This is a genomic window from Idiomarina sp. ST20R2A10, from assembly GCF_051842345.1.
GTDB lineage: Bacteria > Pseudomonadota > Gammaproteobacteria > Enterobacterales > Alteromonadaceae > Idiomarina > Idiomarina loihiensis.
Genome location: NZ_JBNIEY010000001.1, coordinates 1 through 15,713, shown reverse-complemented (window position 1 = coordinate 15,713; position 15,713 = coordinate 1). Strand labels below are relative to the sequence as shown.

Here is a 15,713-nt window from a genome sequence, read left to right as displayed (position 1 = left end):
TTCGAACACATGCGCTTTACAATCACGGCCATTATCAGCCGAACACAGTAACTGAACACTAGCCCATTTGATTTAAAAATCTTTAATATCCCAAGGTTTAACTTGCCTTAAATGATCTGAGAATTCCAGCTTATCAATCAAATTAACTAATTTGGATGCCTGTAAGTCTTTTCCATATCGGCCGTATGTTATGGTTTGGTCAGCGTGACCAAGTATCGCGGCAGCTTGTGTATCAGGAACGTCTTGTTGCTTGAAAAAGTCAGACACATTATGACGGAAACTATGAAAATCTTGTTTTTTCCCGTCTATTTTCAGGTTGTGGGCTTTCCTGAAACGAGAAAACCAGCTCGACGCGTTTTTACTGTATCCGTCCCGTGAGTGCGTCAGTGACTGAAAAACCCGTTCATCACCTGCTATCTTGCTTGCCTCTAAATAGCCTTCAAAATTCAGCTCCAACAGATCTTTATGGACAGGTATAACGCGCCTGCTGCTGCGAGTTTTCAGTTTTTGGTCGTCGCGATCTTCACAAAAGCGGAAAAAGAGACGATTGTCTATTGTCACAATATCATCGTGATAGAGCTGACAAATTTCATTCAACCGTGCGCCTGTGTGCAGAGCTATCAGTGGCAGCCAATAGTAAAAACTGTGCTTGAAGTCATGATTGGTAAAGATAGGAGTCGCAAACATTGCACTGAGCTGAGACGGCTCCCATGGATCTCGCTCCTCTATTTCCTTTTTTGCACTCTTGGGCTTTTTCACTCGCAATGATTCAAAGGGATTAAACTGGGTATATTGATTGTGCCTGCACCACTTGTAGAAAGTTGAAACAACTTCGGTATAGGACTTTACGGTTGACGTGCTGAGCGTGTCCGTTGGTGACAGGGCTAATACTTCGGTAAGGGTTAGATCCCGATATTCACGAACCTTGTTCATGTTCTTGGGAAGCTTCAACAACACATTTCTAAAATGTTCGGCGTCTTTTCGCATCAAAGAGTCAACCGAAACATTACCAAAAACTTCTACTAGCCTTTTGAGTTTACCTTCAGTGGCATTAATAGTCTTTTCATCAGCAAGGCTGTCGTTATCTACCTCATCACGCTTATTTGCAATGTATTCGCCAATGGCCGTATTAATGCTAACGCTGGTCTGTGATTGAACTGTCGACTTTGACAGCGAGCCTTCTTGATTGGTTTTATGAATAACATCAAGAAAGGCGTTTAACGTCGCTTGCTCTTTTTCAGCGTCATCGTCGTGATCAATCACCACTTCGCCAAAATGCGAATCGCCCAGTTTCACGTCTTTTAGCGTAATTAATTCTGCAAATGCATCGTTATCTTTCTTCATCATCTCACTCTGGAACAGGTCAAATTGGCTCCAAAGTCGAGACGCGATCGAGATGGCTCGTCGTTTTGCAACGTTAACATCGCGAGTCTTGAGTGACGTTTTGAATTCTTTGCGGCCAAAAACAGTTATTAACTCAACGGGAACACGTTGTCGAAAATACCAAATTTGATTGCGTTGGAAAAGATAAGATGGCAGTAATGATCCCATTTCAGCTCCACTCCTTGTGTCCCAGTTTGTGTACCAGATCACGCGGATTTACCGAGCTGAAAAAGAAAAAGCCCCTGAAATCAGGGGCTTCAATCAATGTGGTGGAGCTGGCGGGAGTTTAATTTTAATTATACACGGTTGATTAATAACGATTTCTTGAAAATCATAAAAAATTAGGAATACAATTGGGAATACAAAAGTTCATCTTTATATTATCGTCCAACAGTTCAGGGGCTCGTCAACGTTTAACATGCTGACCCGTTAAAACCCTTAACTATGGAAGAAGTATTGCAGCGTCTAGCAAGAAGTTAAAAATTGTTCTATTCCCATATTCTTCCTCAGACGTTGCCCCATCCGCATAAGTCATTTCAGCAGTAAGCCCATCAGTCTTACCATAAATCGTCAACTGCGAGTAGCTTCCCCCCTCAGCTCTCTCTCCTAATGAGAGTGAGAATCTTATACTCTGTATGCGGCCTGCCGGATAAAATCGTGTCGATAAAAGTGTATCGAGAAAAAACACATTTATAATGTGGGCATCTGACTCCTTCTCGGCGAATTGATAGATAAGAACATCCTCCGACTGCCGACTGGATTCCATCTCGTTAGCCCATTCCTGAAAAAGTTTTAAGCTTGGACTCCTTCTATGCAGTTCATCAACTGCCGAGGTAAAGTCAGAATAAATAGTCCGCACAAACCTTGAAGCAAAATGCTTTCTCTGCTTATGCGCAATTTCTCTCTCTGCTTCTTTTTTGAGCATACGAGAGCTTAGCTCAGCATCATTCAAGTTATTCTCCAGCTCGATCAGTTGCCTTAAATTGCTAGCAAACCTATCCAGTGTAGGTCTTTTTTCAGGGTTAATATCACAGGCCTGGCCAATTAGAAGCATTACATGATGCATCAGTGGTTTATCTTGGAATTTAGCTGCTAAGTCGAATTCGTCCAAAAACCATAATCCCCATGGGAATACAACATGCCTTTGTCCATTTACCATTGCCCATAAAACTTTACCTAAGCTAAAAACATCCCCTTTTTCATTCACTAAGTCAGCTTTTCCAGCGCTATACTCTGGTGGTCTATAAGCCCATGCACCTATAGCCCGTCGGTCTGGCGTGAGGCGCTCTCCTCCAGCAAGATAGGCACAACCGAAGTCACTTAATAATAATTTAATTTCACCGGCTTGCTTTTTGTAAAGCAAGTTCTCCGGTTTAATATCGCGATGATGGATTCGCTGCTCTCGATTTGCTAATACATGAAGAGTTTTTACAATAGGGAGCAATGCTTTTACTGATTTTTCAACCTCTCCCCTAAAGGCACCTATCTCTTGGGCAAGGTTGCCATCTAATAACTCCGTCACTATTTCCAGCTGGTCAGCACGTTCCCGAACCTCAAGAACAGGGACAACTGAAAGATCGGTTTCCCTAGATAGCTCATCGAAAATCCAAGCTTCTCTCTCAAAGCGTTTTCTGGACTCTAGCGAAACAGATGCTTTCAGTCGCTTGATTGCGAGCCTTTTATCTGCCCATACATGAGCATTTCCCCCTTCCCCAATATGCTTCCAATTTTGGGGAATTCCATCATGCTTAGCCTTCCAAGGAGGCCCACCTGGTTCTACTTTCTTTGCAACCATAAAAACTTACTACCTTTCATTGACCCACCTCAGAATGACTAACGCCATTTAAACTAGGCTCTTTCATGCGCACTTGCCAAATATTCAATCTCTTTTGCTATGCAAGCCGATAACATCCTACGCGCAAATTCCAAATGCTCTCTCTCCTTGTCAGTCATATTTCTCGAGGTCCCATGAATAACTTTTGAACGAACCTTATACATTTCCATAAACTGCTTTCGTATTACAGCTCTATTATGAATAGTATTGGAAACTAAATAAGAACACCTGTCAGCCAGTGTTTTCGACAGCGGGACATCACTAAGCTCATCGCCAAGTAAAGACTCCAATCCAATGCAGAACTGTATAAACTTCACAGTCTCAGCCTCGCTCATAACAGCATCAATATACCACTCTATAGCCGCTCGAACACGCTCAGCTTCTATTGATGACTCATGGGCTATAGGTGACAACGAATCAAGCGTTAACTCACCTACACAGTTCCTCAGGGCAAAGCCATCAACAAAAGATGCAAGTTCAGGAGGAAGCCTAATTGGTAACGGGCATATCCCTTTTGGTTTTAGAACTTCGAGATAACGATTCGACACTACATGTTTATCAAAAGACCCCTGACTCGCATAGTCTTTCCTAAACTCCAAATTATAAGTTTTGTTATGCAGCGACCACGCGACAAACAGGAAAACCTTAACTAATTGAATGCACCTACGTGCTAAGCTGCACTCGAGTTTTGGTGAGTAAAACCCATTGACCGGCATCACTAAATACAGATTTCGAGACCTCCCTCCACCTGGACTCTGAACTGCAGGGGCTTCAAGGCACACTTCTAAGTGTAGAAATTCGGTTAACCTCCAACAAGCAACTTCTTCATTTACACCTGTTTGAATTAACAAGCGAACCAAGTAGTCGTGAGGTGCTGACGTCAAATATTCCAGTAATCCATTTTCGAACTTTTCTATTTTTTCCCGATCGGTTACGTCTAATAGAGGAGTTCCATCAGAAACTTCTTGAGTTGAAGATGCGAGAACTTCAGTGGTGAAGTTCATTAACCTTACATAAACGTAACTAAATATATCACCCGAGGAGACTTCGGAACTCGAATAAATACGAGCGGTATAGTCAGCCAGCTCTCTAAGTTGGAGAGCAATTTCGGCACAAGGATAACCTTCAACTATTGTCGTATTTCTGGTTACTGCCTGAAGTCTACCTGCTAGCTTCCGTAATTGGCGTTCATGCATCTGTTATCCTTATCATTATTGATACTGAGCAGAATGGCTCCGGTATACGCGTCAGTCAGTATTAGAGTTCTTTCGCTGTAACCGCTTACGCCCTTTGTCGCTTTGGCTTTCTTTAGCTCGAGCAAGAATTGCTGCTCTGTTTGGTCGGCTGGACTCTCGAGTCGGTTCCGGAACTAAAAGCGGATCATTCCGTTTAAATGGCAGCTCTCGTTCGACACCAGCTACCGAGAAAACGCTTGCCTTGAATTGGTCATCTTGGGTATAAAATGCTTTGAAGCTTGTCGAAGACTTATCTGAAACCCTATCTGAACCTTCTGGCTCCTCGACCTCATCCACACTATCCTGCTCTTCCACTATTTCAGTTGGAGAAATTAAGTCGTTTTTACTCATCTGATCATCGTCACTATCATTGTCCGCAAGATCGATATTCACAGATTCATTATCATTTTGGCTCATTAGCTCTTGAGAAAGCTTATAGATTAATTCATTAGCTTCCACCAGCGCTTTGCTCTTTGAAGCAATTGCTTCTTTTAAATCAGCTTGTTGAGCCTTGAGGTGTAAAACCTTGTCTCGAAAACTCCGGTTCTCATCCACAAGATCCCTTTTAGCAGTTCGAAGCTTAGTAACTTCTGCATTAACATTTTTCATAAATTCGCTATGCTTCTGCTCGTACAGACTCTCGTCTAACAATAGCGTATCAACGACCAGGTTTTCAGTTGCATTCCACTTCTTGGCCAGTTTACGTAAAGCCCGTCTCCCGTCGGGAGTTAGCTCTACATGTTTAGAAATTACTCCCTTACTTTTCTTGCGTATGACCCCGTTGATGTAATTATTAGCCTCCTGGGCAATGTGCTTGAATAGGACCATCTCTTTAGCCTCAAGCCTGGGTACCCCGAAACCAACGCCATAAAACGTGTTCACGGCCAGATACTCCCCAAATGACTGGGTCGGTTGTGGAACCCATTGGTACGTTGGATTTATGTCCCTAACTTTCTTCTGTACGAAGTTTAGAAGCTTCGCTTTGTCATCCTCATCCTTAGCCTTCTTCGCTAAATCAAATCGCTTTATCGCGGTAGCCAAATCCATATTTCAAGCCCTCAAAACCAACCATATAAGCCGACAAGATTACAGAAATAAACAAAAGATTACATCAACAAATCAACACAAATAAAAACCTTTTAAAACGCATTTTAAAATTTTACTTAATAAAGTATTTAATGTAGATTATTTTTTAGTATATCAACTACGAAAAATAGGGTTTATTTTGGGGTTTACTATAGCAAAGATTCCAGAAAAAATTAGTGACCAAAATATAGTGCTACTTAATTTTTTAATTGCAAATAAAGATAATGACTTTCTTTTTAAAGGTAACTCAAAAGAAATTTTAACTCGCTATCAGCTGGAAAAGAATAAGACTCCAACTCGCCTCAGATCACTTGAAGATGCTGCGCTGATCTCGAGATATGAACACTTCGATCTAGAAACCCTAAGAAACCAAACACACTGGAAATTGAACCCGAAAAGCCTAATAACCATTCAGTCATTGCACAATGACCTAACATTATGCCTGTGGAAGTTCATCTATCATGCGAAGGTTTCTATTGGGGAGATGCAGCTAACTCGCAAGAACATAGCAACTTTGTGCTACCTAGTTACCGTAGCTAACACTGAATTTGAGGTTCACGAAATATCCACTACGAAAATCAGAAATGCACTTGGATTTACTAATGCACAAACGAAAGGTCAGATAAGAAAACTATCTGAAACTGGGTTGCTTCTGCAGCTATCAACAGGGAGGGCTGCTGGCGGAATTTTCGGCAAATGGAAAAGTACATACTTACTCAATCGCTCGCTTATAAAAAAAATTTGTGAGGATCTTGCACCGCATCATGCGTTGATTGATAAAGGAGAGAGGTTTTCGATTGAACTCCCGACCATGCCATTCCAGCGACATGTACTTCCCGTTCTCGGAGGTAATGAGCTTCGATTCACATTAAAAAACATGGGTGCAAACTTTCCTGACCCGCCAGCTTACTGTGATGATTTAAATCAGAGGAGTAGCTGTGAGCCCGTATTTACGAGAAAGCCAGCACATTTTCGGAAACGAGAGGCGGTTATTTGCTCAATGATTATAGCTAAACTTGCCAGAAAAATTCACAACTCGACTAACCTAGCCCTGAGTGACCCTAATGAGGGCAACTTAAAACTCGACGTACGACAATATCGAGAACGTATACTAGCAACAGATGAACTCATTAGCGCATGTATCGAAACCTTTCACTCATTCCTTTCAACTAATGCTTTGAATCGACAAAATTTAGTATTAGAAGAGCGAACATCAGAAAGCCCATCTATAGAATTTGAACACAATAAGTTAGTTGACTTCGGTTTTAGGGGGGATACTGAAGAAATAAACTCGCACGAAGCAAGTTCAAATACAGTAAGGCCGGATCAAAATCTTAATCTATTCGCGAATATGTTGCTGGATATAGCAATAACCTGGGCATTCCAATTGAGCCAGTTTATCCAACTAAAACACGACCAGCACATTTGGTTAACTGTCGACGAGTATAACGACAAAGTCCTTGTCATCACTCAACCACAAAACGAAACTGCCGCACAAAAATAGTTGATAAAACTGCAGTGGTTAAATAAACCTAACTGCGGAAAAACCAGATTCAGTCCCACTGTACTTAAAAGTATCAGGTTCACTGGGTTTGCCGTTGATTCGAGCTCCGGTCGTTGTAGGTTGTAATAATACTGTCACTATTACTGTCACTATTAAAGCCAATTACATGGGTCATGAAGTAAAGCCTGTAATAAAATACTGGTCTGCATTGTTCCTATGAGTCAACAACTACTAGGAACAAAAAATGAAAGGATCCAACACACATACACCTAAGAGCCTATGGCAAAACAGCAACTACAATGGTCTACCAGTTCAAACACATAAGGGACCATTAAATAAGGATTATCTCGACACTATAAAGCTGGTATTCGACAATGCGATGAATGAATACAGTAAGGTATTCATATTTAGGTTTGATCTTAGGTACCCCAAAGAGCTCAAAAATCTCCCTAGTTCAATTGCCATATCAGCATTCTTCGAGTCTTTACGCGCTCGCATTAAATACGAAGAGGTTTCAGCTGCAAAGATAGGTATGCGCCGTCATCGAACCAAAGTTAGGTATGTGTGGGTTAAAGAAAAAGCAACTGCTATGGGATGCCACTATCACGTAGTCCTAATTCTTAATGGCAACCGATACAACGGGCTTGGTAAATTAAGTAGTAACTGCAATAACCTAGCAAAACGAGTCATCAAGTCTTGGGCTAGTGCACTAAAAGTTGACACAAAAACTGGGGCTAATGGCGTCTACTTCCCTTACTACGCATGTTACAGAGTAAATTCTTCGCAAGGATATTCACAAGAGAGCATTTTAAAGGCATTTCGTCGTACCAGCTATTTGGCGAAGCTTGAAACTAAAGAGTACGGGCAAGGTACCCGTAACATTGGCTATAGTCTCGGTTAGCTAGCCCATTAGAAAACTAGTCGACGGTTTAACCCGGTAAAAAGATAACCTCATCATGTGCTATTTAAGCGTATAAAGCGGTTACGATAAGCCTCTAACAAAGCGATTCATGAAAAGACAAAAGCTTGCTAGTCTAAGCAAAATGCTATGGTACCCGTGCAAACAAGGCAGGAACTAATGAAACTAAGTGAAGACCAGCTTGAACTGCTTAATGATAAAAAACTGAAGTCTATTATAAACACTAAATGGTTAGAACTAAGTCAGAACAACCTCAAGACTGAACCACAGTTTATTCGTTTTGCAAGAGAATGCGGTCTTCCTATACGTGGTGTCGTTTCAGGTGAGCCCTCAGAGTTTCACAGTCTTGGGCTTCTAAAGTCCGATGGCAACTTGCATGATACCAAGCCGACTTTTCATCCTTTTCGACTAATGGTTTTGAATCGACTTTTACGTTCCAGAACACAAGAGCATTGCGGGTTACTTGAGCAAGCTTCGGTTTGGAACAAAATTGTTGACCTAGCGATCATTCTCGAACCAGTTTTTTGGCCCTCCATAACTGGGTTGATTCGATTCAACCACTTCAACGAATTATCAAGAGATAAAGATGTCCTCCAATACAAAAAAGTAGCCTTCGAACTTCTCGGGAAGCTAGATGTTGATCAGTGGAAGAAGGTACATCAATCAATCAAGTTTGATGCGGCTAAAATGGATGACAACTCTGAGCTATACCTTCTCCTGAGGCTCTCTCATTGGGAAAATCGCAGTACCCTTAAAGGTGCTATTGCAGGATCGTTGTGGCTCCGACATATAGCTGAAGTATTAAGGCTCGGTTTCGAAGAAGTACATAATGTAAGGTGGCATCAAGAAGATTATTGCTCTGGTTACTGGGGAGACGACGCTCGAGCTCTAGCTTATGGCTCTGTACACCCGCTCGACAATCAATATTTAGCTAAAGATAACCTATTACGAAAATTTGGCCTGCTTAGCGGTAGCCGCGTGCGTTGGTATGTTGAGGGGCCCACGGAATTACATGCAGTTCTCGCAATAATCCCTTCCCCAGCAAAATTGAATATTGAAGTGGTGGATTTAAAAGGTAATATCGCTACAGAGAAACACAATATAGCTCTAAAACTTTCTGACTGCCTATCCGCAGACATAGAACTGCGACGCTTTAGTTTTATCACCTACGATAAAGACGTAAGTGAAAATGTTAGAACAATAAAAACACAAGTAAACAAGGGCAAAGTTTGTGGGCTCGTAGCTGAAAACAACCCTGACTTTGAGTTCGCAAACTTCAGTCTTGAAGAACTGATAGGTATCGCAGTGGATTTAGACAAATCGAAAGGGCATGACGTAACCAATTTGATGAAGGCAGACTGGTCGAAGGTAAAAAAAGGTAAGGATTTTGAGAAAGTGTATAAGCACAACTCAGAAACACACCGCTCAATAAAAGGTAAAGAATGGGGGCACGCTTTAGCAAAATTTATGGTGGCTAATCCTGAGCTACATGGGAAGACTAGAGCATTTATACGACAGCTTGAATCTGCAATACGTGCAGTAAAGGTGAGCTACGAGCTTCAGTCAAAACATTTCCAAGTTAATCCGGAAGACTTGATGATATAAAGACTTTAAGCTCACTAAGCTTGTGCGAGCAAGTATAATTAATTCTGACTCCTATAATGGTTTGAAAATTTTAGTGAAAAATAAAGGGGAGCATTCCCCTTAAATCTCCAGCTCAACAAAGTCCCTATCAACGTCTTCCTGCGTAATACCAATGTAACGCAAGGTAACCGCCTCATTACTGTGTCTGAGCATCTTCATGACCCGTGCAAGGTCGTTAGTGTTTTTGTAGAGGTGATAGCCTCGTGTTTTACGCATTGAGTGCGTTCCCAGGTCTAACCCTACCTCTTCACCGATCATTGAGATCGCACGGTTTACATACCGGCTGCTCAATGGCCTGGGTGACTGGTTAAGAGACCAGCGATTACGATAGGACTGAAACAAGTAAGTATGGTCAGGGTGCTCCGAACGTATCCGTTCAATAACCATTCTAGCTTTATCATTGAGTTTGATACTTGCTAACTTCCCGGTTTTGCTCTCCCTGAGAACTAATCTATCCCCTTGGATATCACTGAACCGAATTGACAGTAAATCAGAAATGCGTAAAGCTAAGTTTAAGCCTACGTTCCAGATATCAGCTATCTGTTGACCGTAGGTTTTTCGAAGGAGATGGCCAATAAGCTTCACCTGGTCCAAGTCCTTCACTGCTTGTACTTCAGCCATGGTTAAGTTTCCTTATTTTTCTATGCTTTAAAAATTACGACACTCCGTTTTTAAGCCCTCGTTAGACAAGGGCTGTAGTGTCGTTAATAGACTAGAAACGGAACAGCTTTTTAAGGTCCCGTTCTAGACGAAAAGCTTTGGTTAAATAATCGTACACCAGCCTCTTCCAAAGCCGCTCTAACGCTCTCAACAACGTCAGGCTCTATCGACAGGCCATTGGCATAGACACCTTTGTCGAACGTTAAAACAGCTCCGTACGCTTTCGCTTTGGACGCTGCCCGCTTTATGCCGTCACTATCAACCGCAGAGTCATCACTGATGTGGTGACGGATTTGGTAGGACGTGATGACATAGCCCCGCTCATCGAGCAGGAGCAGGCCCAGTGGGCTTGCTGACATAGCGTTAGGAAAGTCTGACTCTGACCGTAAGCATCCAGTGTTTTGCTGGCGCTCTCGCAATTGCGGTAAAAGTGCCAGTGCTGTTATTGCTGCCTTAATTCCCAGCACTACCCACTTTCTAGATGCCGGTGTCTTAAATATTGCCGCCATAAAGCTTTACTCCAGTATTTGGTTACACAAGTGAACTAGCGCTAAAGAAGACCGCGCTCAGAGAATGACACGCACTCTTTGCCGACAACGATGTGGTCTTTCACGTCAACGTCGATAATAGCCAGGGCCTTTTTCAGGCGCTCCGTCAAACGGATATCCGCATTGGAAGGCTCCGGCTCTCCTGAGGGGTGGTTATGTGACAGGACGAGTGAAGACGCCTTGGTTTCCAGTGCGGCTCGAACCACTTCCCGTGGGTACACACTGGCCGCATTGATGGTGCCGTAGAACAGCTCGCGGTACTCGATGAAGTGTCCCGTTTCATCCAGGAAGATGATGCTGAATACCTCACGCTCGTAGTGCGCCAGCTTATACGTCAGGAAGTCCTTAATGACGTTCGGGTTGTAAGGCTCTTGGCCTCGTAAGTGACGCTCTTCCAGGATCTGACTGGCGCGATGAAAAACGTCTCGCTCAGCTTCATTGTTGGCTGATGAGTAACAGCCTTTATCAAGTGTGTGCATTGTTAACCTCCTAATTTGGTAAATGCACAGCAGTGATATAGGTCTGAAATCTGATGGGCTCTTAACTATCGCAATAAAACATTACGGCTCCGACCGATGCTTTGAAAGCAAGCACGATCAATCAACACAACAGAAACTTGGAGTCATCATGTATAACCCTTTTACCTTTGACGCAAAGCATATCGAACTCATCCACAATCACTTTCACGACGACCCTTACTACATTAAAAGGGATGCGTTGGAGTCTGCAGTAAAACAAGCGTCCAACGAAATTTGGAATAACCCGACATATGGAGCTTTTGAAGCGGCTGGCGTTTACGCGTACCAGCTCATTCGCTCAAACGCTTTTGGTAGACAAAGCGGTGATACGGCTTTGGTCTGCGCCCTGCTTTTCCTTAGGCTCTACGGTCACGGTTTTGTCTGTACACAGCAGTACCTTTACAATTTCGTAGAGCGACACGCAGACCATGAAACTTTAGCTATCTGCCTTTCCGGTGCTTATGCAGGAGCTGAAAGCTATGTTGAGTCTCTCCATCTTCAACGGCCTCATGTGCCTATGGACATTGCTGATATAGCTCTCGATGAAGACATGGCTGTGTCGCTTACTGCCGCTATAAAAATGGCTTATGACGTAAACGGAGACTACGGGGCTTGCCAAAAAATAAAGAAGACGTGGTTAGGTGGTCGCAGAAAGCGTTGGGTCAGATTGGTCGATTTATAAAACTCAGGATGCAAAACGGCTGTACCCTAGCAGTACAGCCGCCCAGTCATAGTAGCCCCCGCTCAGCAAGCGAGACGACCTCATCAGTTACGAGCATGCAGTCCAGTAGTGCTACGTCAATCAGGTTCAGGGCCGACTTAAGTGTTGATAACTCATGCTCTTTGCCAGAGTGACTCAGCTCTTTAGAAGGTGAGAAGTAACTGACAATAACAGCGGCAGCATTAACCTTGAGAACTTCGCGGTACACCATTGAAGCTGCCAGTTCTTCACCCTCTTCAAACTCAACGTTGTCTATGAGTCGGTGTTGGCTATCGAGTAGCAGTAAACCCGCAACTTCTGTTGAGCACTGCTGATAGTTCCCCTGGACGAATTCTTTAACCATTGAAGGCTCGGTAAAGCCTTCTCCCTGTTTAAATCGTGACTGGATTAGGAGATGCGCTTTGCTCAACAACTCTCGCTCTGAGTTGAACAAAACGCTCTTATCATTTTGTATTTGCTTGTGCATATCGATTCCTTAAGTATTAACGTATCAATGCACAGCGGTAATATAGGTTTCAAATTCGACTGGATGAATAACACTAGGGAGCCCTTAAGCTCCCAGAGCACTTTAGTAATTGACGACGGTTGAACCACTACCAGTTACCACTTCAATCTCAGTCAGCGAGCAGTCATCGTAGATTTTAAGCTCAATAGATTCACCGTACTTCAGATCGGTTGGTAGGTATGGCTTTCTTGAGTAAGGCGTTTTATCACTGTAGTCGCAGTTCCCGCGATTAACCAACATATCTTCCACCGTTACCTGCTCTTCAATTGATGTAATCTCAATTACGAAGTACGTGCCACCTGTATGCCGGTTGGTATGCTCCCAAGCCTCAATACTTACTTGAGGATCCGGATCGCTACACGCAGCTAAAAGTCCAGCAAACAATGCAATAGATAATGCCCTTTTCATGACTAGCTCCTTTCAGTCATTGGAATAAACGTTAGCCCAGATTTCCACATGCCTAATTAGTGCAGGGTTGTTTGTGATCAGACGGACAAAATGAAGGGCGAGTGCGTGCTTAAAGACAACGAACTAATTAATGCTCGAGCTTAAGGCGAGCCGTAAACCAGTCTCAAATAATTTCTTACAGGGTCAACCAATCCCATGAGACAAACTCAGATAGGAGAAAACTCATGAGATTCATTCGTTTAGAAGAAGTCATTAACAAAGTTGGCCTTAGTCGTTCATCCATTTACCGCCGCATAGAAAACGACGGATTCCCCAAACCAGTATTACTTGGCGGCAGAGCTAGTGGCTGGCTAGAAAGTGAAGTCGACGAATGGCTAATGCAATGCCTCAGAAAATCACGTGGTGAGGACACTCACTCAATCACAAACCGTTATTAACAAGCGAATTCCAAAAACGAAATTTAAGAGTGGATAGAGCAACGTATTGCTGAACGCACAATGAACTTGAGTAGACAAAAAATAAAGAGGGCTCCTAGAGCCCTCAGTCGTCCTTTTTCTTGTAGGTAACGGTTAAGGTGCCAGTTACCCGGTTCTTAGCAATTTCATAGTCCGGGTCCCACGTTGCTACGTTGTGTGCGCCCATAAACGCCGCTGAAGCGACACCCCATATTGCCGTTGGACCAAAGAAAGACCCTGCCATTAATGTCTTACGTCCCTTTGAAAAAACTCGGCACTTCATATCGAGTGTCTCAATATGACTTTCCAGCGTCTTGATAACCTCTTTGAAGTGTTTGCGCGGAACCTTCTCGATGACGAAAGACTCGTGGTCACGTAATAACTTCTTCAACTTTACATCAGGTAACTCGCGTACCCCATAAACCCGAACGTCCATTTAACTAATCCTCGATGAATAAACACGAATAGACTCAGACTAGAGGGTTACACACGCTGCAGTAATTGATGGTAATTTGTGACGAGCACTAACGAATAAGGGAGTAAACGGTAGATATTGATGGTGAATATGGAGGGTTAGTCGTCTGATTGCAGACCTAGCTGCATCATTAACAACGATCTGAATTGGGGACCTATAGGAATTTGCTGCCCATCTGACATAATACACTCGGTATAACGCCCTAACTCACTCTGTATGTGCTTCAAGTGTTTTAAATTCACAACATAGCTACGATGAACTTGTACGAAGTATTCAGGCATTTTCCCAAGCATAGACTGCAATGTTGCCCGGTGAAGCAAACGCCCATCCTCAAAGAACAGTTCGACATAATTTCCAGCTGCACGTAGCAAGATAACACTTGGATTCTCAATGAGAGTTATTTTGCCAGGCTCAGTTTTAATGGCTAATAGCCCATGCTCATTAATCATGACCAAAGCCCTGCAAACAACAACTTTCCATACATAAGTATCTGTGCATAGCTTCTCTCCTTAATTATTGGCAATGCACAGCCGTGATATAGGTTTGAAGTTTTGCTGAAAGAAGCTGTTGCCGTTCAGAATTTGGTAAGCCCCCAAATGCTGGATATCCATATCACCCTGTTAATTAGTCCAGTTATTTTGCCCCTATTTTGTCAAACCAAAATTAGAATGGGCTCAAAAGCCGTGAAGCCGTCACTTTGCATGATGAAAGGTCAAATCAAGGTGTCAGGCTGCTGAGTTTTAACTACGCAATTCAAAGTTGGTTCGCGCTTTTAAAGGCAATTGGTCTTATCGCGCCTTTCGATGGCTCGTTCTAGTTTTAACTTCGTGCGTACCACCGTTACATTCGACATTTTGCTCCTTGTTGACAGTTGATAGGTTGCAGGGTTAACTGCCAATAGTTTTTACTCATTTTGATGTAGACAATGAAAACGAGCGAGTACAGGCGCGGGTAGCACATAATTTTCAACGCACTTCGGAGGCACGTTAAATGGATGTTTGGCTGGAGCGCTTAAAGCGTTTTCTAGAAATTATTCGACCTAAAACGTACAACATTATCGCTAGGTCCCTGGTGATAGCAGGCGTCACGATCGTTATCGAGTCGCAAATAAATATTCTACAAGTTGCACTAATTTATTTTTGCGAGCTTCTCTTTGGTAACTCAGAAATTTTAATCGATTTATTTCAGGGGACGACTACCCCTTGGCTTGGTTTAATTATAATACTAATTGGCGTTGTCTATCATTTCGCTATCACGGTAGGAAAAGACCTAGTTGAAGCACTACTACAAACCAAAAAGGCAAAGCCTGAATTAGAGCTGAAATTGTTAAACATCGACATGGAGGAACTTCAAACTCCTGATATAAAGTTGAGAGGGGTTATCACTCAGCTACCAGACAGAGAAAGCATTCCAACACTGGAGGCTCCCTCTCATTATGAGTCTATATTCAATTTACCAGGAGTTCCTGGCGTGAATCAGGGCAAGCGTTTACACCCTGACTTTTTCCACCACCGCGCTGATTACCTAAAAGTTTGGGGTGGAGCCGAACTGCTTATACTAAGACTAAAGAATAGCTCCTCAGTGTTAGCCACTGGTGTCTCTGTGGAGATAAAACTAAGCAAGAAAAAAGGATTAAGCGTAGACAACACGAAAGGAAGAGTGCCCTATTCTCCAATCAGAGAAAAACCATCACTAACCGATGAGGTCATGAAGCTTAATTCGCAACCTGTGCAGTTCGATATGTAGTGGCAAACTAAATTTGGCCACCTAATTAGAGGTGCTATCATGCACCAAGAGACAATTAGGTGACAAGATGAC

17 protein-coding genes are annotated in these 15,713 nt (G+C 42.9%); 6 read left to right on the top strand and 11 right to left on the bottom strand.

Features of this window, described 5'->3' with window-relative positions; genetic code table 11:
• Positions 1 to 72: 72 nt before the first annotated feature.
• The 4 genes from ACP7H9_RS00085 to ACP7H9_RS00070 all read right to left on the bottom strand — a co-directional run bounded on the left by ACP7H9_RS00085 (position 73) and on the right by ACP7H9_RS00070 (position 5,499).
• On the bottom strand, positions 73 to 1,551 hold the full coding sequence (locus tag ACP7H9_RS00085) for a DUF6538 domain-containing protein (protein WP_439222023.1): 1,479 nt from the start codon (positions 1,549 to 1,551) through the stop codon (positions 73 to 75).
• 274 nt (positions 1,552 to 1,825) lie between these two features.
• The gene (locus ACP7H9_RS00080; protein WP_439222022.1) at positions 1,826 to 3,178 is read right to left on the bottom strand and encodes a protein kinase domain-containing protein; all 1,353 of its coding nucleotides are present in this window, start codon (positions 3,176 to 3,178) and stop codon (positions 1,826 to 1,828) included.
• 53 nt (positions 3,179 to 3,231) lie between these two features.
• Positions 3,232 to 4,413: a hypothetical protein gene (locus ACP7H9_RS00075; RefSeq protein WP_439222021.1), complete on the bottom strand. Its 1,182-nt coding sequence runs from the start codon at positions 4,411 to 4,413 to the stop codon at positions 3,232 to 3,234.
• A gap of 51 nt (positions 4,414 to 4,464) precedes the next feature.
• On the bottom strand, positions 4,465 to 5,499 hold the full coding sequence (locus ACP7H9_RS00070; RefSeq protein WP_439222020.1) for a hypothetical protein: 1,035 nt from the start codon (positions 5,497 to 5,499) through the stop codon (positions 4,465 to 4,467).
• Positions 5,500 to 5,677: 178 nt separating this feature from the next.
• On the opposite strand from ACP7H9_RS00070, the gene ACP7H9_RS00065 reads away from it, so the two are divergent.
• The 3 genes from ACP7H9_RS00065 to ACP7H9_RS00055 all read left to right on the top strand — a co-directional run bounded on the left by ACP7H9_RS00065 (position 5,678) and on the right by ACP7H9_RS00055 (position 9,566).
• Complete coding sequence (locus ACP7H9_RS00065; RefSeq protein ID WP_439222019.1) at positions 5,678 to 7,042, top strand: hypothetical protein; 1,365 nt, start codon at positions 5,678 to 5,680, stop codon at positions 7,040 to 7,042.
• Positions 7,043 to 7,286: 244 nt separating this feature from the next.
• Positions 7,287 to 7,943 carry an inovirus Gp2 family protein gene (locus ACP7H9_RS00060; RefSeq protein ID WP_439222018.1) on the top strand — a complete coding sequence of 219 codons (657 nt, stop codon included), beginning with the start codon at positions 7,287 to 7,289 and terminating at the stop codon, positions 7,941 to 7,943.
• Positions 7,944 to 8,120: 177 nt separating this feature from the next.
• On the top strand, positions 8,121 to 9,566 hold the full coding sequence (locus ACP7H9_RS00055) for a hypothetical protein (protein ID WP_439222017.1): 1,446 nt from the start codon (positions 8,121 to 8,123) through the stop codon (positions 9,564 to 9,566).
• Between the two features lie 99 nt (positions 9,567 to 9,665).
• Here the strand turns inward: ACP7H9_RS00055 and ACP7H9_RS00050 are convergent, their stop codons facing one another.
• The 3 genes from ACP7H9_RS00050 to ACP7H9_RS00040 form a co-directional block, all read right to left on the bottom strand.
• Positions 9,666 to 10,226 carry a site-specific integrase gene (locus ACP7H9_RS00050; RefSeq protein ID WP_439222016.1) on the bottom strand — a complete coding sequence of 187 codons (561 nt, stop codon included), beginning with the start codon at positions 10,224 to 10,226 and terminating at the stop codon, positions 9,666 to 9,668.
• A 110-nt stretch (positions 10,227 to 10,336) separates the two neighbouring features.
• The gene (locus tag ACP7H9_RS00045) at positions 10,337 to 10,774 is read right to left on the bottom strand and encodes a hypothetical protein (RefSeq protein WP_286822723.1); all 438 of its coding nucleotides are present in this window, start codon (positions 10,772 to 10,774) and stop codon (positions 10,337 to 10,339) included.
• A 41-nt stretch (positions 10,775 to 10,815) separates the two neighbouring features.
• The gene (locus ACP7H9_RS00040; protein ID WP_110013352.1) at positions 10,816 to 11,292 is read right to left on the bottom strand and encodes a JAB domain-containing protein; all 477 of its coding nucleotides are present in this window, start codon (positions 11,290 to 11,292) and stop codon (positions 10,816 to 10,818) included.
• A gap of 148 nt (positions 11,293 to 11,440) precedes the next feature.
• Here ACP7H9_RS00040 and ACP7H9_RS00035 point away from each other — a divergent pair, with 148 nt between their 5' ends.
• Entirely contained in the window at positions 11,441 to 12,013 is a 573-nt protein-coding gene (locus tag ACP7H9_RS00035) for a death-on-curing protein (RefSeq protein ID WP_286822721.1), read from the top strand.
• A gap of 46 nt (positions 12,014 to 12,059) precedes the next feature.
• Here the strand turns inward: ACP7H9_RS00035 and ACP7H9_RS00030 are convergent, their stop codons facing one another.
• Together ACP7H9_RS00030 and ACP7H9_RS00025 are read right to left on the bottom strand one after the other, a co-directional pair.
• A complete protein-coding gene (locus ACP7H9_RS00030; protein ID WP_286822720.1) occupies positions 12,060 to 12,518 on the bottom strand; it encodes a JAB domain-containing protein in 459 nt (152 codons plus the stop codon).
• Between the two features lie 102 nt (positions 12,519 to 12,620).
• Positions 12,621 to 12,965, bottom strand: coding sequence for a hypothetical protein (locus tag ACP7H9_RS00025; RefSeq protein ID WP_286822719.1), 345 nt, complete (start codon positions 12,963 to 12,965; stop codon positions 12,621 to 12,623).
• A 224-nt stretch (positions 12,966 to 13,189) separates the two neighbouring features.
• Between ACP7H9_RS00025 and ACP7H9_RS00020 the strand changes: the two genes are divergently transcribed.
• On the top strand, positions 13,190 to 13,402 hold the full coding sequence (locus ACP7H9_RS00020; protein WP_110013356.1) for an AlpA family transcriptional regulator: 213 nt from the start codon (positions 13,190 to 13,192) through the stop codon (positions 13,400 to 13,402).
• A 103-nt stretch (positions 13,403 to 13,505) separates the two neighbouring features.
• Here the strand turns inward: ACP7H9_RS00020 and ACP7H9_RS00015 are convergent, their stop codons facing one another.
• Positions 13,506 to 13,856: a hypothetical protein gene (locus tag ACP7H9_RS00015; protein ID WP_286822718.1), complete on the bottom strand. Its 351-nt coding sequence runs from the start codon at positions 13,854 to 13,856 to the stop codon at positions 13,506 to 13,508.
• Positions 13,857 to 13,993: 137 nt separating this feature from the next.
• Positions 13,994 to 14,344, bottom strand: coding sequence for a LytR/AlgR family response regulator transcription factor (locus ACP7H9_RS00010; protein WP_286822717.1), 351 nt, complete (start codon positions 14,342 to 14,344; stop codon positions 13,994 to 13,996).
• Positions 14,345 to 14,885: 541 nt separating this feature from the next.
• On the opposite strand from ACP7H9_RS00010, the gene ACP7H9_RS00005 reads away from it, so the two are divergent.
• Positions 14,886 to 15,641: a hypothetical protein gene (locus ACP7H9_RS00005; RefSeq protein WP_439222015.1), complete on the top strand. Its 756-nt coding sequence runs from the start codon at positions 14,886 to 14,888 to the stop codon at positions 15,639 to 15,641.
• Positions 15,642 to 15,713 lie beyond the last annotated feature (72 nt).